This is a genomic window from Clostridium sp. D5 (assembly GCF_000190355.1).
GTDB classification, from domain to species: domain Bacteria; phylum Bacillota; class Clostridia; order Lachnospirales; family Lachnospiraceae; genus Faecalicatena; species Faecalicatena fissicatena_A.
Map to the genome: position 1 here is coordinate 56,716 of NZ_GL870811.1, position 19,550 is coordinate 76,265.

Annotated in this window: 15 protein-coding genes and 1 pseudogene; all 16 read left to right on the forward strand. The window is 46.6% G+C overall.

Annotated features, from left to right (window positions below):
- Positions 1 to 199: 199 nt before the first annotated feature.
- The 16 genes and pseudogenes from HMPREF0240_RS08630 to HMPREF0240_RS08700 all read left to right on the forward strand — a co-directional run bounded on the left by HMPREF0240_RS08630 (position 200) and on the right by HMPREF0240_RS08700 (position 19,545).
- Complete coding sequence (locus HMPREF0240_RS08630; RefSeq protein WP_009003055.1) at positions 200 to 754, forward strand: carbonic anhydrase; 555 nt, start codon at positions 200 to 202, stop codon at positions 752 to 754.
- 321 nt (positions 755 to 1,075) lie between these two features.
- Positions 1,076 to 1,420: a helix-turn-helix transcriptional regulator gene (locus tag HMPREF0240_RS08635; protein ID WP_009003056.1), complete on the forward strand. Its 345-nt coding sequence runs from the start codon at positions 1,076 to 1,078 to the stop codon at positions 1,418 to 1,420.
- The gene (locus HMPREF0240_RS08640; protein WP_009003057.1) at positions 1,417 to 2,421 is read left to right on the forward strand and encodes a hypothetical protein; all 1,005 of its coding nucleotides are present in this window, start codon (positions 1,417 to 1,419) and stop codon (positions 2,419 to 2,421) included. Before HMPREF0240_RS08635 ends, HMPREF0240_RS08640 begins: the two co-directional genes overlap by 4 nt.
- Positions 2,422 to 2,566: 145 nt before the next feature.
- Positions 2,567 to 3,685 carry an ROK family transcriptional regulator gene (locus HMPREF0240_RS08645; protein ID WP_009003058.1) on the forward strand — a complete coding sequence of 373 codons (1,119 nt, stop codon included), beginning with the start codon at positions 2,567 to 2,569 and terminating at the stop codon, positions 3,683 to 3,685.
- Between the two features lie 25 nt (positions 3,686 to 3,710).
- Positions 3,711 to 6,392 carry a TetM/TetW/TetO/TetS family tetracycline resistance ribosomal protection protein gene (locus HMPREF0240_RS08650; protein ID WP_035312791.1) on the forward strand — a complete coding sequence of 894 codons (2,682 nt, stop codon included), beginning with the start codon at positions 3,711 to 3,713 and terminating at the stop codon, positions 6,390 to 6,392.
- Positions 6,393 to 6,535: 143 nt separating this feature from the next.
- Positions 6,536 to 7,321: pseudogene (locus tag HMPREF0240_RS08655) on the forward strand (zinc-binding dehydrogenase); the annotation flags it as partial.
- A gap of 95 nt (positions 7,322 to 7,416) precedes the next feature.
- Positions 7,417 to 8,868 (forward strand): MFS transporter, encoded by a 1,452-nt coding sequence (locus HMPREF0240_RS08660; protein ID WP_009003061.1) that lies wholly within the window; start codon positions 7,417 to 7,419, stop codon positions 8,866 to 8,868.
- Positions 8,869 to 9,401: 533 nt separating this feature from the next.
- Positions 9,402 to 11,303 carry a DNA mismatch repair protein MutS gene (locus tag HMPREF0240_RS08665; protein WP_009003062.1) on the forward strand — a complete coding sequence of 634 codons (1,902 nt, stop codon included), beginning with the start codon at positions 9,402 to 9,404 and terminating at the stop codon, positions 11,301 to 11,303.
- 130 nt (positions 11,304 to 11,433) lie between these two features.
- Entirely contained in the window at positions 11,434 to 12,159 is a 726-nt protein-coding gene (locus HMPREF0240_RS08670) for a MurR/RpiR family transcriptional regulator (RefSeq protein ID WP_009003063.1), read from the forward strand.
- Between the two features lie 270 nt (positions 12,160 to 12,429).
- Complete coding sequence (locus HMPREF0240_RS24965; RefSeq protein ID WP_242833317.1) at positions 12,430 to 13,635, forward strand: PTS transporter subunit EIIC; 1,206 nt, start codon at positions 12,430 to 12,432, stop codon at positions 13,633 to 13,635.
- 9 nt (positions 13,636 to 13,644) lie between these two features.
- On the forward strand, positions 13,645 to 13,806 hold the full coding sequence (locus tag HMPREF0240_RS24970; protein ID WP_242833318.1) for a hypothetical protein: 162 nt from the start codon (positions 13,645 to 13,647) through the stop codon (positions 13,804 to 13,806).
- 87 nt (positions 13,807 to 13,893) lie between these two features.
- The gene (locus HMPREF0240_RS24975) at positions 13,894 to 14,346 is read left to right on the forward strand and encodes a PTS glucose transporter subunit IIA (protein ID WP_083806151.1); all 453 of its coding nucleotides are present in this window, start codon (positions 13,894 to 13,896) and stop codon (positions 14,344 to 14,346) included.
- A gap of 1 nt (position 14,347) precedes the next feature.
- The gene (locus HMPREF0240_RS08685) at positions 14,348 to 15,778 is read left to right on the forward strand and encodes a 6-phospho-beta-glucosidase (RefSeq protein ID WP_009003064.1); all 1,431 of its coding nucleotides are present in this window, start codon (positions 14,348 to 14,350) and stop codon (positions 15,776 to 15,778) included.
- A gap of 216 nt (positions 15,779 to 15,994) precedes the next feature.
- Positions 15,995 to 16,810, forward strand: a complete 816-nt coding sequence (locus HMPREF0240_RS08690) for an FAD binding domain-containing protein (RefSeq protein WP_009003065.1) — start codon at positions 15,995 to 15,997, stop codon at positions 16,808 to 16,810.
- Positions 16,811 to 17,278, forward strand: coding sequence for a 2Fe-2S iron-sulfur cluster-binding protein (locus HMPREF0240_RS08695; protein ID WP_009003066.1), 468 nt, complete (start codon positions 16,811 to 16,813; stop codon positions 17,276 to 17,278).
- Positions 17,275 to 19,545, forward strand: coding sequence for a molybdopterin cofactor-binding domain-containing protein (locus HMPREF0240_RS08700; RefSeq protein WP_035312795.1), 2,271 nt, complete (start codon positions 17,275 to 17,277; stop codon positions 19,543 to 19,545). The genes HMPREF0240_RS08695 and HMPREF0240_RS08700 overlap by 4 nt, the downstream gene beginning before the upstream one ends.
- Positions 19,546 to 19,550: the final 5 nt, after the last annotated feature.

A 19,550-nucleotide genomic window follows, 5' to 3' on the forward strand; every position in this document is an offset into this window, starting at 1 on the left:
CCGGCAAATAATCTTCTTTGAGTATCCGCCCTCCGATGAGCAAGTTTATTTTAGAACAAAAGGCAGGAAATTGTCAACCGATATTTATTTTTATTTTCTTCCATATTTTAAGCCAGGGTATTTACTGGAACAAAATATACGAGTATGATTGAGCAGGACAGGTTACAGAAAAACGTTAGAAAAGAGGCAGAGATAAAAGATGGACATAATAGAAGAAATGCTCAGTTACAACAAAAGTTTTGTAGAAGAGAAAAAGTACGAGGCATACAGTACTGACAAATACCCTGATAAAAAGGTAGCGATACTGACCTGTATGGACACAAGGCTCACAGAACTACTGCCGGCAGCCCTTGGAATTAAAAACGGAGATGCCAAGATCATCAAAAATGCCGGAGGCGTCATAAGCCACCCATACGGAAGCGTAGTTAGAAGTCTCCTGATCGCCATCCTGGAGCTGGGAGTTACAAGCATCATGGTGATCGGCCATACAGACTGCGGCGTGCAGAACATCAGCAGCGCCGAAATGCTGGAAAAACTAAAAGAGTGCGGAATTACCGAAACAGCACTGGAGGCTACTGCCAAATGCGGAGTCAATTACGACAAATGGTTCAAAGGATTCCGCTCCGCAGAAGAGTCCGTCATGGAAACCGTGGATATTTTGAAGAAACATCCGCTCATACCAGCCCAAATCCAAATCCGTGGTTTCGTGATGAATTCTGAGACGGGAGAGGTGGAGGAAGTGAGGACGCGCTGAAATGTAGGTTAAAACCGACAGCGTAATTCCCCTGGCATCCAACTCGATCCGTTTCTCCCGCCGATCCCCACCCAAGTGTCGGCCGTACTTCCGCAAGGATGCACGCAGCCTGCCGAAAGAGGGGGTTCTGCCGGGGGCAGGAAACAGGAAGGGGCCTTTCAGCAAATGGACAGCTTGCAGAAAGGCCCCTTCCTGTTTCCTGCCCCCGGCAGAACCCCCTCTTTCGGCAGGCGGACCTCCTCCAAAACTCCCCCGCCCACTATTATGATATTGACAATAGTGTGCGACATACAGTATAATTTATTTAAAGGAGGATCGACTATGGCAGAAGAGAAAGATTTAATGGCAAACCTGACGTCAGAGCTGCGCAGGGGCACTTTGATTCTGAGTGTTCTGAGCCAGCTGAGTGAAGCCAAGTATGGATATGCACTTGTCCAGAGTCTGGAGGAGAAGGGTGTGGAGATTGATCCGAATACGCTGTATCCTCTGCTGAGACGTCTGGAGAAGCAGGGACTTTTGAGCAGCGAGTGGGATGTGGGAGAGTCGAAACCTAGGAAATATTACAGGAGAACTTTTCTGGGAGATGATATTTACAGAGAGCTGAAAGCTCAGTGGGAGCAGCTTTCGGTTAATATGGAACGGATTTTAAGGGAGGGATCGATATGACAGACAGGGATAGAGAACTGATTAACCGATATGTATATGAAGTTACCAGACGTGTCCCAAAGGAACAGAGGGATGAGATTGAGCTGGAGCTGAGAGAACTGATCGGGGATATGCTGGAAGGGCTGACGCTGGATCAGGTATTTGCAAAACTGGGAGATCCGGCTGTATTTGCCAGAAAGTACAGGGAAGATAAGAACTACGTCATAAGCCCTGAGTATTATGATAATTATGTCTGGGTGATGAAGATTGTGCTAATCTGTGTCTGGGCAGGATTGTTTATATCCATGGTCGTTCAGTGTATTATCGATTACACGAATATATTTTATGAGACAGCGCGTTTTATCAGCGGACTAATGACAGGGTCTGTGGGGGCATTCGGAGCAGTGACACTGGTCTTTGCGTTTATGGAGCGGCAGAAGATAAAGGTGGAATTAAAAAAAGACAAAGCATGGACTCCTGATATGCTGAATCCGATACCGGCTAAGAAGGCCAGGATCAGCAGGGGGGATTGTGTGGCGTCTCTGGTATTTATCATGATTTTCGCCTGCATTCTCATCTTTGTGCCGCAATTTATCGGTGCCTGTTCGACAGACGGTAAGGAAGTTACTTGTATCTCCATCTTTAATATGGACAGATGGGGGATGATACTGCCCGTATTTCTGATTGCCCTGATGGCTGCATTTGTAGATGAGATAATACGTCTGGTTGCAGGATGCTACTGTCGGAGCGTGATGCTGAGCAGCATCATAGCCAATGGGATACAGGTGATACTGTCTGCGCTCGTTTTAAAAGTACTTCCCATCTGGAACCCTGATTTTGTTTTTGAGCTGGAGTTAAACTTAAGCGAGTCATTCCACTGGAAAGAACAGCTGATAAATAGGTGGAATGCGGATTTGGTGTCGGATATTATCCTGGGGATTATCATAATCGCATCGGCCATAGAGGTCGGACTGACTGTTTACAGGACTTTGCGGTACGGGAGAGCGTTAGGGGTACGCTGAGAAAGAGGTGAGTGCATCAAGGCGGAAGAACAATTAGTACTTGCAATATTTGTTGGAAGGGGGTAAGATTCTTTTATAAAACGCTTTATAAAAGCGGTAATTTAGCCCTGATATACGTGCAAGGGCTGTTACAGGAGGGCAGTATATGGGCACAGGTACTGGAATGGATAAGAGAAAAGCAAATTTAGTGAAAGTCGCAAAGTTCATCCTGCACCGCCGCAGCACTTCAAAACCGGAGATTGCGGCGACGCTTGGCCTGAGCATGCCTACGGTTCTGCAGAATGTGAAAGATCTGCTGGAGCAGGGTGTTATTATTGAGAGCGGGGAATACGAATCCACAGGAGGCCGGAAGGCGAAGGCTCTGTCGGTAAATGCAGGCCTGAAATATGCTGTAGGGATTGATATTACTGGGAATCACATCAGCTATGTGATGATTGACCTGACGGGGGAACTGGTAGAAAAACAGCGGATCCGGGCGGTATTTGAGAATTCGCTGGAATATAATGAAAAAGTATATCAGGGTTTTATAGAGTTTGTGGAAAAATCAGGCATTGAGACAAGGCGAATTCTGGGAGTTGGGATTTCTCTTCCCGGAATTATCGACAAGGAACATGAGACCCTGATTATTTCCCATATCCTCAGACTCAAGGATGTCAGCCTGAAGAACCTGAGCCGTTTGTTTGCCTGCGAAGTCTGCTATGAGAACGATGCTAACAGTGCTGCCATGGCAGAGATGTACCGTCTGGAGAAAAATGCGGTATATCTGTCCCTGAGCAATTCGGTGGGCGGTTCTTTCTATATACATAATGGTATTTATGAAGGAGACGATTATCGGAGTTCTGAATTTGGCCATATGATTATTGTGCCGGGAGGAAGGCCGTGTTACTGCGGAAAAAAGGGGTGCGTAGACGCTTACTGTTCCGCCCAGGTTCTGGCGGCGAAGACCAATGATAATCTGGAACAGTTTTTTGAGGGACTTGACAGGGGCAATGAAGATCTGAAGCAGGCTTGGGATGAGTATCTCGAGTATCTGGCGGTAACAGTTACAAATCTGAGGATGGCATACGACTGCGATATCATACTGGGTGGTTATGTAGGCGGCTATCTTGAAAAATATATGGCCGAATTGAGTAAAAGAGTGATAAAATATAATGGCTTTGAAAATGACACGACTTATCTGAAAACATGCAGTTTCCAGAAAGAGGTATCAGCGGTGGGAATTGCGATGAGCTTTGTGGAAAAATATTTTGAATCACTGGAGTAAAAAGGATAAACTGGAGGAACTATTTTTGGAAACAGGTACAAATAGACAGTTGGTAGTGGGAATACTCGCTCATGTGGATGCAGGCAAAACGACACTGTCGGAAAGTATGCTCTATACGGGCGGCAGTATCAGAAAACTGGGGAGGGTAGACCATCAGGATGCTTTTCTGGATACATATGATCTGGAGCGTGCGAGAGGGATTACCATCTTCTCGAAGCAGGCAGTTTTTTCATGGAAAGATATGGATATCACGCTATTGGATACGCCTGGCCATGTGGATTTTTCGGCAGAAATGGAGCGCGCTCTGCAAGTAATGGACTATGCAGTTCTTGTGATCAGTGGAGCAGATGGCGTGCAGGGACATACGGTTACACTCTGGTGCCTTCTGAAACAGTATGAAATTCCAGTATTTTTGTTTATTAACAAGATGGATCAGGAAGGAACTGATCGCAAATTAATTTTAGAAGATCTAAAGAAACGATTGAGTGACGGATGCGTGGATTTTAATGGAATATCCGAACTGGAAAATGCAGAGGACAGCTGTCTGGAGAATCTGGCAATGTGTGAGGAAGGCATGCTGGAGGAATACCTGGAGAAGGGGAGTATTGAAAAGAATTCCATAGTACAGGCAGTACGTGCCAGAAAGGTTTTCCCCTGTTATTTTGGATCTGCACTCAGGCTGGAAGGTGTGGAAGAGTTTATGGAGGGGCTGAGGCTGTATACAGCCGCTACCGACTATCCCGATGCATTCGGAGCGAAAGTCTATAAAATAGCGAGAGATGAGCAGGGGAACCGGCTGACCTATCTCAAAGTGACAGGCGGGACTCTTCATGTGAAGGATATACTGCCTGATACGGAGGAAAAGGTCAATCAGATCCGTATTTATTCAGGCGCAAAATACGATGCGGTTCAGTCTGTTGCCGCGGGCGGCGTATGTGCTGTGGCAGGACCTGTCAGTACATATCCGGGACAGGGGATCGGTGCAGAAAAGGAGCAGGATATGTTCATTTTGGAACCAGTTCTGACCTATCAGATCCAGCTTCCCAGTGACTGTGATGTGCACCAGATGCTGCTGAATCTGAAACAGCTGGAGGAAGAGGAACCTCAGCTGCATATTGTATGGGAGGAGCAGCTTGGCGAGATCCACGCGCAGCTGATGGGGGAAGTGCAGACAGAGATTCTGAAGAGCATTATCTGGGAGCGTTTCAAAGTCCGCGTGGAATTTGGCGAAGGGAATATTGTATATAAAGAAACAATAGAAGAACCAGCAGAGGGAGTCGGTCATTTTGAGCCGCTCCGGCATTATGCGGAGGTTCATCTGCTGTTGGAGCCGGGAGAGCAGGGGTCCGGACTGCAGTTTTTTTCCACCTGCAGTGAGGATGTTCTTGACAGAAACTGGCAGCGGCTGATTTTAACCCATCTGGAGGAAAAAGAACATAAAGGAGTCCTGACTGGTTCCGCTGTCACAGACATGAAAATTACGCTGACGGCGGGGCGGGCACATCTGAAACATACCGAGGGCGGAGACTTCAGGCAGGCTACATACCGCGCAGTACGCCAGGGACTTAAAAAAGCGAAAAGCATTTTGCTGGAGCCGTATTATGAATTCCGACTGGAACTGCCCTCAGATAATATCGGGCGCGCGATGTCTGATATACAGAAGATGTACGGCAGTTTTGAACACCCTGAGATGGATGGGGAGATGTCGGTGCTTACCGGGAAAGTTCCGGTAGCGACGATGCGGGGATACCAGCGGGAGTTTATTTCCTATACAGGCGGACAGGGGCGGATGTTCTGCAGCCTGAAAGGGTATGAGCCGTGCCACGACCAGGAGGAAATGATAGAGGCAGCCGGATATGATTCTGAAGCCGACTTGGAGAATCCGACAGGCTCCGTATTCTGTGCACATGGAGCCGGCTTTGTGGTAAAATGGAATCAGGTGGAAGAGTACATGCATATGGAGAGCACTCTGAAAACGGATGCCCCGGAACAAGATTCATTTGTATATATACCGCCGGTTTCCGGCTCATCTTCCCGGATAGAGCTGACTCAGGAGGAACTGGATGGTATCTACAGACGGACCCCGGATCCGGTAAAAAGAAGGAACCAGAATGGGCCAGTTACCGTAAAGGCGCCGGATAAGAAGCTCTCTGATGGAAAATGGGAGGAGCGGCAGAAGAATAAGAAGAACAGGGAAACCTATCTGCTTGTTGACGGATACAATATTATTTTCGCCTGGGAGGATTTGAGTGAACTGGCGGAGACAAATATTGAGAGTGCCAGAGATAAGCTGATGGATATTCTGTGTAATTATCAGGGGTATAAGCAGTGTACACTGATCCTGGTGTTTGATGCCTATAAGGTGGAAGGAAATCTGGGAGAAGTCCTGAAGTACCACAATATTTATGTAGTTTACACCAAAGAGGCGGAGACTGCTGACCAGTATATAGAAAAGACGGTCCGCCGCATGGGACGGGGGTATGACGTTACGGTTGCCACATCCGACGCACTGGAACAGGTGATTATCCTGGGGCAGGGAGCGCAGAGGATGTCTGCGGATGGATTGAAAGAGGAAGTGGAGCTTATGCAGAAAGAGATCCGCAGCGAGTACCTGAACAGACAGGAAAATGCAAGAAACTATTTGTTTGACCACATGTCTGAGGAAATGGTCAATGAAATGGAGAATGTCCGGTTAGGGAAGAAATAGGCAGAATTAAGGGCTGATTTGAGAAAACACAGATAAATCTAATGATTTTTATTGAAAACCACATCGTTTTGAAAGGATGAATTCCATCTTTCAATCCGATGTGGTTTTAATTTTGGAAGATGTATGAAAGAAGAATGGCAACGGTAACGATTCAGCCCCAGGTAGTCTGTGGAGAGTGTTATCCGTGCCGGCATGGAAAGTACAATTTATGTGAAGAACTGAAGGTCATGGGCTTTCAGACAACAGGTACGGCATCCGAATATTTTGCGGTTGATGCCAGTAAAGTGACTCCGCTTCCGGAAGACATGAGTTACGAGGAGGGAGCCATGATCGAACCATTGGCAGTAGCCGTACACGCTGTAAGGCAGGCCGGTGATGTGAAGGGTATGAAAATTGCCGTTCTGGGGGCCGGTCCGATCGGCAATCTGGTTGCCCAGACAGCACTTGGAATGGGGGCAGAATCTGTATTGATAACAGATGTTAGTAATTTGAGGCTGGAAAAAGCAAAAGAATGCGGTATTCAGTGCACAGCCAACACAAAAGAAGAAGATTTGGGAGATGCGATGCTTCGCTTCTTCGGCCCGGACAAAGCCGATGTGATCTACGACTGCGCGGGGAATAATATAACAATGGGGCAGGCAATTAAGTATGCAAGAAAAGGCAGTACAATAATTCTCGTCGCTGTATTTGCAGGAATGGCAGAGATAGATCTGGCCGTACTCAATGACCATGAGTTAGATCTGAACACAACAATGATGTACCGGAACGAAGATTACATAGAAGGAATTCGTCTTGTAAATGAGGGTAAAGTACATTTACAGCCACTGATATCAAAAACATTTGCATTCCGGGATTATAAGCAGGCTTATCAGTACATTGACGAAAACCGGGAGACTGCTATGAAAGTAATTATCAACGTCCAGAAATAGTTTACAGAACTTCAAAGGGGTCAGACCCCTTTGCCAAGGGGGTCTGACCCCTACGAAGACCCATCGGATATTTCACAAGTAAAGGAGTAATAAAAATGGGAGTTGTAGAGCTGAGCTCAGGTGTTACATCAAGGATACATAGCAATGATATAAAAAACAGCACAGTCTGCAAAAGTTCGTCAAATGCAGAGAAAGCTGATACAAATGTTAAGGTACCACTTATTAGCAAAATCGCCTATGGAATGGGCGATGTGGGATGTAACTTTAGCTGGATGTTTGTTGGTAACTTTTTAATGATATTTTATACGGATGTTTTTGGTATTAGTATGAGTGCTGTAGCCGGTCTTATGCTGTTTTCCCGCTTTTGGGATGCGATTAATGATCCGGTTATCGGGAGTCTGACCGATAAGACAAAGTCACGATGGGGGCGTTACAGGCCATGGCTGTTGATCGCGGCACCGCTTACGGCGATAATACTGATGCTGACATTCTGGGCGCATCCGGATTGGTCATCTACAGCAAAAATCACATATATGGCAGTGACATACTGCGTGTTAGTGCTGGGCTATACTTGTGTAAATATTCCTTATGGGACTTTATGCGGCGCTATGACGCAGAATATTGAGGAAAGAGCGAAGATTAATACGTTTCGTTCCGTAGCGGCCATGATAGCCATCGGCATCATTAATATTATCACAGTGCCCCTGATTTCCAGGCTGGGTGCGGGAGATGATAAGAGAGGCTATCTGATGATAGCAATGATATATGGCTGCATATTTGCCGCCTGTCATATTTTTTGTTTTTCTAAAACAAAGGAAGTTGTGGCAGTGCCTGAGAAGCAGAAGATTTCTATTATTAAGCAGCTGAAGGCGGTTGCTGTAAACAGGCCCTATATCCTTGCATTAATCGGACAAATGTTATTTGGATTTACCTTATATGGGAGAAATGCAGATGCGCTGTATTATTTTACATACGTAGAAGGAAATAAGGCTTTCTTTACCACCTACTCCATGTGTATTATTATTCCGTCTATTATTGGTGCGGCATGTTTTCCGCTGTTATTCAGATGGACGAACAATAAAGGCCGCGCAGCTTCTGTTTTTGCATTGCTGACGGGGATCAGTATGCTGAGCTTATATTTGTTCAGCGTACAGACGTCACCAATATTGTTTTATGGGGTATCCGGGTTAACACAATTTTTCTTCTCCGGATTTAATACGGCAATCTATGCGATTATTCCAGACTGCGTGGAATATGGGGAATGGAAAACAGGACTGCGGAATGATGGGTTTCAGTATGCATTTATATCTCTGGGAAATAAAATTGGCATGGCGTTGGGGACTTCGTTTCTGGCCCTTGTTCTTGGTGCGGCAGGATATGTGGCAAATCAGCAGCAGAATGCGGCAGTGCTGGCTGTTATGAAACATTCTTTTACAACAATACCGGGAGTTCTGTGGGTGGTTACAGGGATAGTACTGATTTTCTACAGATTGAACAAAAAGCGCTATAATGAAATTGTAGAAGAAATTAATTCCAGGGAGAACTAAGCTATATTACACATTATCATAAAAGCGGACATTCAAAAAGCTGTTGCTTTGCGGGTATCCGCTTTGATATGATCATTGGCAGCAGGGTCTGGAAAAGCGATTTTATAGTCACATTACACGCCCGGCGAGTGCAAACAGTAACATTTTATGTGTTTCAAATAACGTCTACTTAAAAATTTCTGTTGACAATCTGCACATGTCCGGGATATAATGAAGAAAATTTTTGAGTGAGGTAAGTGTATGTTACGTGTGGTAGTAATGGAGAATACAGCTAATTAAATAGTTGTGGGGACGCAGCATTGTCGTTTTTACGGGACAGCTGTATCCTTTTATCTGCCTTACAAAATGCGAACATACGCTTCGGATAGATATCTGTGATAGATGAGATTTGAAGAGCATGGCTGTATGGTCATGCTGTTTTTTCTGTTACGGGGATTTTATACGCCACGGAAGAGTATGCCCGAAATGGGCGGGTACTTTTCGTGGCGTTTTTGTTTCATATAAAGGTATAGGATAATTTTCAGGAGGTTAATATGTTAGACACAGAAAAGATACTAGAATTTGATAAAATAAAAGGAAAACTGGCAGATTTAGCATGCACAGAGCGGGCAAAGGAACAGGCAGAAGGACTGAAACCATATTTGTCCGAAATTGAGGTCAGAGCCAGACAGAAGGAGACAACAGAAGCCAGGGATTTGATTGAAAAATGCGGTATGCCGCCGATGACAGCGCTGCAGGGAATCGGAGAATGGATTGAGTTTGCGGGAAAGGGCGGATGTCTCACTGCTGAGCAGCTTGAATACATTGCCCGGACTCTTACTTCTGTAAGAAGACTGAAGTCTTATCTTGAGAGAGGAAAGCAGTATGAGCTGAGCCTGGCTTATTACGAAGAAAACCTGGATTCGCTCGACGAGATCTGCGAGGAGTTGAATCAGAAAATCCGAAATGGTGAAGTGGATGACTATGCCTCAAAGGCTTTGAAATCTCTCAGAGAAGCGATTGACAGGGCAGATGATAAGATGCACCAGAAGGCAGATGCTGCACTGCGGGCGAATAAGGCATATATGTCCGACAGTTTCAGCACTGTAAAAAATGGACATCTGTGCATACCGGTCAGGAAGGAATACCGGCTTAAAATCTCAGGAACAGTGATAGATAAATCCTCTACCGGAAGCACTCTGTTTATGGAACCGGCCGCGGTTGCATTACTATATGATGAACTGCAGGAACTCAGGATTGACGAGGAAAATGAGGTGATCCGGATTCTTTATACATTATCTGCCATGTTGTCCGATAAAGCAGAAATTATCCGAAAAAATAACAGGACAGTAGAAAAACTGGATTTCATTTTCGCAAAAGCAAAGCTTAGTATGGAATATGAAGGAACACAGCCGAAGATTAACACAGAACGTTATATTAAACTGAAGAACGCAAGACATCCGCTAATGGACAGAAAAATCAATGTTCCACTGAACTTTGAGATAGGGAACAGCATAAACGGCGTTATCATCACCGGGCCAAATACAGGCGGTAAGACAGTTGCAATTAAGACTGTGGCACTCAACTGCATGATGGCACAGTGTGGTCTGCATGTCGTATGTGAACATGCGGAGATATGTATGAATAACGCCGTGCTGTGCGATATAGGAGATGGACAGAATTTGTCTGAGAATCTGTCTACGTTTTCCGCACATATTACGAATGTATTGGACATACTAAAAACAGTCAGCCGCGAAAGCCTGGTCATCATGGACGAACTTGGCTCCGGTACAGATCCGGCAGAGGGGATGGGAATAGCCATCGCCATACTGGAGGAACTGAAAAAGAGCGGGGCGTTGTTTCTGGTTACCACACATTATCCGGAAGTAAAAGAATATGCCAGCCGGGAAGAGGGGATCGTAAATGCAAGAATGACCTTTGATAAAGAAAGCCTGAGGCCGTTATACCAGCTGGTTATCGGAAAAGCAGGAGAAAGCTGCGCTTTCTATATTGCAGGAAAACTTGGCATGCCGGGGGAGATGCTCCGAACAGCAGCAAAAGCAGCCTACGGAGAAGATGCAGATCTGGGATTCGAGACAGGGACAGAGAATCGGGAGCTAAAAAGAACCTCCCATTCAAAGATACAAAAAAAGAAAAAGATCGTAAAGCAGGAAGAAGCAATAAAATACCAGCTGGGTGACAGCGTTATGGTAATGCCGGATAGAAAGATTGGGATAATCTGCCAGACAGCGAATGAAAAAGGTGTTCTCCGTGTACAGATGCCGGATAAAAAAATATGGATCAACCACAAACGGATACGTCTTCACGTTCCTGCGGATCAGTTGTATCCGGAAGATTACGACTTTTCCATCATATTTGACAGTATAGAAACCCGGAAGACCAGACATGATATGGAAAGAAAATACATTCAAAAGACATTAAATTGTGACGAGTAGTTCAAAGGGGTCAGACCCCCTCGGCAGAGGGGTCTGACCCCTTTGAGGTCTCTTTGAGGTCCTTTGAAGTTATTGACGCACAGGTACTGCATTGTTATAATAAAACCATGACACATCAGTGAGGTGAAGCATGTTTAGTTATGAGGTTCTGCAATCGTTGAATGATTTGGAAATGCTTGTTTACAGCTACATCATGGAGCACAAGGAAGAAGTACAGTATATGACGATCCGGGAGCTGTCTCAGGCCGTGCATGTTTCTACATCCACGGTGGTGAGGTTTTGTAAGAAAGCAGGCTGCGATGGTTATTCTGAATTCCGTGTACAGTTTAAAATGTTCCTGAAAGAAGAGAAAGAGAGTAGAAAGAAGCTGACTTCGGATGATAATATTGATGAAGTCATGAATTTTTTCCATACCGTCACATCCACTGAATATGAAGAACGGATTTCAAGGGCGGTTCAGGTGATTCAGGATGCGGGACAGCTTATTTTTATCGGGATCGGGACATCTGGTATCTTGGGAAAATACGGAGCGCGGTATTTTTCAAATCTGGGAAAATACAGCCAGTATATTGAAGATCCTTATTACCCTGTCAGGGCGGATCTGGAGGACACCGTGGTGATCGCACTGTCTGAATCGGGGGAGACGCAGGAGATTGTAAAGCTGGCAGGGAGGTTTAAGGAGCATCACTGCAGGCTTGTAAGTATCACCAATGGCTCGGGATGTACACTGGCGAAGATGGCTGACTGTCCTCTGGCATATTATGTGTCAGAGCGTAAGATTAAGGAAGAATATAACATCACCACGCAGGTTCCGGTGCTGTATCTGATAGAGACCATAGGAAGGCGGCTTTCATAGCCGTCTTTTTCTTTATTTCATGGGAAAATGCGTTCTATGAAATTGAAAAAACCTCCCGGCGGGATGCGAACTTCAGCGATGCGGCCGTTGCAGACGAAACTCGGTTTTTTATATCATTAGCAGAAAACACCCTGTATTTTCTCTGAAACAAATTTCTTCCATGCATATAAATTTCTAAAGAACATGAAATACTATGAATTTGAAAGATATTATGTATAATGAAAATTACAAAGCAACCGGTGCGAAAATGAGAAGAAAGGGGTAGCTGAAATGGCTATTGATTATGGGAAAACCGCCAGGGAACTGGTTCAGGAACTGGGCGGCGATGAAAATATTACAAATGTTGCACACTGTGCAACAAGACTTCGTTTTATCTTAAAGGATGAAACGATTGTGGATACTGCAAAAGTATCCAAGATTCCGGGGGTTATCACAACGGTGCAGGCGGGAGGCCAGTTCCAGGTTGTTATCGGAAATCACGTAAAAGATGCATACGAGCAGGTACTGAAACTGGTATCCATTGATGAGAAACAGGCGAAAGATACAGGGAAAAAGGGCGGCATATTCAGCCGGATTATCGACATCATATCCAGTATCTTCGCCCCATTTTTATACACCCTCGCGGCATGTGGTATCCTCCAGGGAATTCTGGGCATATTCGTGGCCATGAATGCGATTGACACAACGGGCGGGACCTATCAGATACTCAATTTCATCTCCTGGACGGCATTTACTTTCCTACCGGTTCTGATTGCAGTAACCGCATCCAAAAAATTCGGGGTAAATACATTCGTGGCAGTCGTGATTGCCTGTGCACTTGTAAGCCCCGACTATATCAATATGGTAAATGCGGGACAGGATGTTTATTTCCTTGGAATTAAAGTACAGCTTTTAAGCTACACATCCTCCGTTATCCCGATTATTCTTTCTATATGGATTGCATCCTATGTACAGAAGTTTTTTGACAAATACCTGCCGATCGTAGTGAGAAATCTGTTTTCGCCCATGTTTACGATCGTGATCATGGTTCCGCTGACGCTGCTGGCATTTGGGCCGATCGGTAATACCATCGGAGGTGCAATTGGCGGGGCATACAATTATCTGTACGGTTTAAGCCCGATTGTGGCAGGTGTAATCGTAGGTGGCCTGTGGGAAGTACTGGTTATCTTCGGCGTGCACTGGGGGATTACACCGGTTACCGTAGGAAATTATGCGAACCTGGGGTACGACACATTTACCGGGCTTCAGGCCTCGGCCGTATTTTCCCAGGCGGGAGCCGCGCTGGGCGTATTCCTGAAGACAAAGGACAAAGACATGAAAGGTGTATCACTTTCTGCAGCGGTAACCGGACTTTTCGGTATCACAGAGCCGGCCATTTACGGTGTAAACCTGCGGCTCAAGAAGCCGATGATCTGCGGATGCGTGGCAGGTGCCGTCGGCGGCGGTATCGCAGGAGCTTTCAATGCCGTATCATGAGGATACAACATGCCGGGTATCGCAACACTTCCGGCCTACTTTAAAGCAGGTCACATGACGCAGTTTACCGGCCTTCTGATTTCCATCGTTGTAGCATTTGTTCTGGGAATTGTACTGACCTATATCGTAGGATTCGATGAGGATGTGCCGGAAAATGCAATCGAAGAATAGAGCGGCGCTTTCTCAAATCAGGCAAAGGAAGAAACAGACAGCGCTTCAAAATTAACAGAAACCAGAATCCAGGGACAGAGGATCGAGATGGGAAGTCCGGTAAAAGGAAGGACAATTCCACTTTCACAGGTAAAAGATGAGGCATTCGCATCTGCAGCAATGGGAGACGGGCTCGCCATCCTCCCATCGGAGGGTAAGATCTATGCCCCCCTCGACGGAACCGCAGAAGCCGTGTTCCCGACCGGACATGCGGTGGGGCTTGTAACCGAGGCAGGAAGAGAAATCCTGATCCATATAGGAATCGACACCGTTCAGCTGGACGGAAAAGGATTCCAGGCACATGTGAAGCAGGGAGACCGTGTGAAAAAAGGCGATCTCCTGGTCGAATTCGATCCGGAACTGATTCGAAAAGAGGGATATGACCCGACCGTAATTTATATCATTACCGACATGGATCAGGTGACGAATCTGGAGGTCAGGACAAACCAGAATATAGAAGCACTGGAAACGGTTATGTTTGCAGAAGGGGAGGAGCATTAAGATGGAAAGATTACCCGATGATTTTCTCTGGGGCGGCGCAGTGGCTGCCCATCAGGTTGAAGGCGGATGGAATGAAGGCGGCAAAGGCGTCAGCATTGTGGATGTACTGACCGGGGGAGCGCACGGTGTAGACCGGAGAATCACAGATAATATACAGCGGGACTGCTACTATCCAAACCATGAAGCAGTGGATTTTTATCATCACTATAAAGAGGACATTAAGCTGTTCGCCGAAATGGGTTTCAAATGTTTCCGAACATCCATTGCCTGGACCAGGATCTTCCCTCTGGGAGATGAAGAGACTCCGAATGAAGCAGGACTCGAATTTTACGATGACCTTTTTGATGAGCTATTAAAATACAACATTCAGCCAGTGGTGACCCTGTCCCATTTTGAAATGCCGTACCATCTTGTAAAAAAATACGGCGGGTGGAAAAACCGTAAACTGATTGATTTCTTTGTAAGATATGCAGTAACTGTTATGGAACGGTATAAGGATAAGGTTAAATACTGGATGACCTTTAATGAGATCAATAACCAGAAAAATTATAAATATCCTCTGTTCGGGTACACCTGCTCCGGAGTGATTTTCACAAAGGAGGAGAACCCGGAGGAATGTATGTACCAGGTAGTGCATCATGAACTGGTGGCCAGCGCGCTTGCAGTCAGGAAGGGTCATGAGATTAACCCGGATTTTCAGATCGGATGTATGGTGGCCTGTGTGCCAGTCTATCCATATTCCTGCCACCCGGACGATATGATGTACTCCGTGGAAGCCATGCATGACCGCTACCTGTTCGGAGACGTCCATGTGCGCGGCGAATATCCTTCCTATATCTACAGGGAATGGAAGAGAAAAGGTTTTTCTATTAAAATGGAGCCGGAAGACGCGGAGATCCTCAAAGAAGGTACAGTCGACTACGTAGGACTGAGCTACTATATGACCAACGCAGTCAAAGCAGATGTGGTCAGGGAAGGAAATGGTCTGGACGGTTTTCCGGGAAGCGTCAGCAACCCGTTTGTAAAAAAGAGTGACTGGGGCTGGCAGATTGATCCAGTCGGCCTGAGGTACGCTCTGAATCTGTTGTATGAGAGATACCAAAAGCCATTATTTATAGTAGAAAATGGTTTTGGCGCTGTGGATGAAGTAAAACCGGACGGAACGATAGAAGATGATTACAGAATTCTCTACTTGAAAGAACATATCCGGGAGATGAAAAAAGCAGTGCTCCAAGATGGCGTGGACTTAATCGGATACACACCGTGGGGGTGCATAGACTGCATATCCTTTACAACCGGGGAGATGAAAAAACGTTATGGCTTTATCTATGTGGATAAGGACAATCAAGGGAACGGTACGCTTGAAAGAAAAAAGAAAAAATCTTTCTCCTGGTATAAAGATGTAATCAAAAGCAACGGAGAAATTTTATAGAGCCAGATAAGGATTCTGGGGTTTGTTGAAACAGCGGCATAACACAACAGAATATTACAGCAGCAAATACAGCGGTACAGCACAGAAATTTTGACAAATTCCGCAGCATATGTTAGAATAAAAAAAGTACGAGGTGTAAATGACAGATAGCATTTGCACCTTTTTTTCGCGCAGAGCGAGAATTTCAGATAACAGAGTGTTGAAAGGAGAACGGTTTTGCTTACGATCAATCATTATATAAAAGCAAAAACACTGGAAGAGGCATACGAGCTGAACCAGGCCAGGAATGCGCGCATCATGGGTGGAATGATGTGGATGCGGCTGGGCAATGCGAAGGTACAGACAATTATAGATATATCAGGCCTGGGGCTGGACCAGATTGAGGAGACGGAGCATGTATTCAGGATCGGGGCTATGTGCAGTCTGCGTCAGCTGGAACTCCACGAGGGGCTAAAGGAGATGTATGGTGATGCAATTGCAGAGTCCGTGCGCCATATAGTAGGAGTGCAGTTTCGGAACCAGGCGACCGTAGGCGGCAGCATTTACGGCAGATTCGGTTTTTCGGACGTGCTGACATGCCTGCTTGCACTGGATACGTTTGTGGAGCTGTATGATGGTGGGACAATCCGTCTGTCCGAATTTGTAAATAAAAAGCGGGACAAAGATATTCTTGTCTCTATTATCATAAGAAAAAGTGACAGGAAACTCCGTTATTCCTCTGTCCGCAGGACGAAAACTGACTTCCCCGTGCTCTCCTGCGCGGTAGTAACCGGACCGGTGCATGGAAAGGAAACCTGGTATTTTTCTGTAGGGGCCAGGCCCATGAAAGCGGCAGTACTGGAAAAAGAGTGGGAGATCCCGGAGGACCTTAAAGAAGTGGAACTGGCTGGATATGCAAAAGAAGCGGCAGCAGGATTTACTTACGGTACCAACATGCGGGGCAGTGCAGGTTACAGGCGCCATCTGGCCGAAGTACTGATCTTGCGTGCCATGCGGTCCATTCTGGCAGACCGGACACAGGAGGGAAAATAGATGGAAGTAAAATTTATTTTAAACGGGAAACAGGCCTGCGTGGAAGCAGCGGGCGATACCATTCTTCTGGATGTATTGAGAGAACTCGGATGCCATAGTGTAAAATGTGGCTGTGAAACAACAAACTGCGGGCTCTGTACCGTATGGATCGACGGAAAATCCCGCCTGTCCTGCTCCATTCTGGCAGCGAGCGTGGAAGGGCAGGAAGTAACAACATTGGAAGGTGTTAAAGAAGAGGCAGAGGAGTTTGGAACATTTCTTGCAAATGAAGGCGCAGAACAGTGTGGCTTCTGTTCCCCCGGTTTTATTATGAATGTGCTGTCTATGGTGCGTGAACTGGAAGATCCGGATACAGAAGAAATCAAAGAATATCTGGCCGGCAATCTGTGCCGGTGTACCGGATATATGGGGCAGCTGCGTGCAATCAGGAAGTATTTACAGTGGAAAAAAGAGGAGGTGCGTTCATGAGAGTCGTTAACCAGCCCGTACCAAAAGTAGATTCACAGGCACTGGTGACCGGAAAAGGCGTATACACGGATGATCTGGCACCGGCTGACTGCCTGATTGTAAAAGTGCTGAGAAGTCCCCATGCACATGCTCTGATCAAGGATATTAACCTCACAAGGGCCGAGGCCGTTCCGGGGATTGAATGTATACTGACTTATAAAGACTGCCCGGACAGGCGTTTCACAATGGCCGGCCAGACGTATCCGGAACCAAGTCCATATGACCGGCTGATTCTGGAGCAGCGTGTCCGTTTTGTGGGAGATGCAGTTGCCATTATAGCAGGTGAAAGCAAAGAAGCAGTCAGTAAAGCCATGAAACTGATCAAGGTCAAATACGAGGTACTGGAGCCTGTTCTGGATTTCAGAAAGGCGAAGGACAATCCAGTTCTTGTGCATCCGGAGGAAAACTGGAAGAGTCTCTGCCCCGTCGGCGCGGACAACAAGAGAAATCTGTGTGCCCACGAGGAGGATTCCCAGGGAGATATTGAGGCAGTGCTTGCGGATTGCGAATACGTTATAGACAGAACCTATCATACCAAAGCAAATCAGCAGGCAATGATGGAGACATTTAGAACATGCACGTATCTGGACACATACGGCAGGCTTAATATACTTTCATCCACCCAGATTCCGTTCCATGTCAGAAGAATTCTGGCCACGGCCCTGGATGTGCCGAAGTCAAAAATACGTGTGATCAAGCCCAGAATCGGCGGCGGTTTTGGCGCAAAGCAGACGGTGGTAACCGAGGTCTATCCGGCTCTGGTAACATGGAAGACCGGGAAACCGGCGAAGATTATCTATACGAGAGAAGAGTCCTTTATTGCGTCTTCACCAAGACATGAGATGGAGGTCCATGTCCGTGTAGGCGCAGATAAGGCGGGGATTATCAAAGGGATTGACGTCTATACACTGTCAAATACGGGGGCATTCGGGGAGCACGGTCCGACTACGGTGGGGCTTTCCGGCCATAAGTCTATCCCTCTCTATGGAAAGGCGGAAGCATTCCGCTTTGTCTATGACGTGGTCTATACAAATGTTATGTCCGCGGGAGCTTATAGGGGATATGGGGCTACCCAGGGGATTTTTGCAGTGGAGTCCGCTGTCAATGAACTTGCGGCAAAACTGGGCATGGACCCGGTTACACTGCGCGAGCTTAATATGGTAAAAGAAGGCCAGAAAATGCCTGCCTATTATGGAGAAACGGCCAACAGCTGTGCACTGGACCGCTGTCTGAAACGGGCAAAAGAGATGATAGACTGGGATAACAAATATCCATGCCGCGATATGGGCAACGGGAAAGTCCGGGGTGTTGGAGTCGCGATGGCAATGCAGGGTTCAGGAATCTCAGCCGTAGACACGGCGTCCGTGGGCATCAGGGTAAATGACGACGGTTTTTACAGCCTCATGATAGGGGCTACGGATATGGGAACCGGATGTGATACCATATTGGCACAGATGGCAGCAGAATGTCTGGAGTGTGAGCTGGAGGACATCATTGTGCATGGAGTCGATACCGATTCTTCTCCATATGACTGCGGTTCTTATGCGTCCAGTACCACCTACGTGACAGGCATGGCAGTCGTAAAGACCTGTGAGACACTGCGGGAGAAGATCTGTGCCAGAGGGGCCGCGTATCTGGGCTGCTCTTTGGAAGATGTCGAATTCGACGGAGAAAAAGTGCTGGATCTGAAGAATGGCAGGAGCATATCAAGAGCAGATATCGGCAATCGGGTTATGTGCAATAACGAGCAAGCGCTCTATGCCAGCGAGGCATTTACCTCACCGGTATCCCCGCCGCCATTTATGGTAGGAATGGCGGAAGTGGAGATCGACAAAGAGACGGGACAGCTGGAGCTGATAGATTATGCCGCAGTAGTAGATTGTGGAACCGTAGTCAATCCAAACCTGGCCAGGATCCAGACAGAAGGAGGAATCGCTCAGGGAATTGGCATGGCCCTCTACGAGGACATTGTTTACAATGAAAAAGGTAAGAATTACAGTAATTCTTTCATGCAGTATAAAATCCCGAGCCGGCTGGATGTCGGCGACATCCGGGTGGAGTTCGAGAGCAGCTATGAGCCGACCGGACCTTTCGGGGCGAAATCCATAGGCGAGATCGTTATTAATACACCGCCGCCGGCGATTGCAAACGCAGTGCAGAATGCGACGGGAGTCATCGTGCGTGAACTGCCTATAGATGCGGAAAAGATTTACAGGGGGATGCGGTAAGTCAG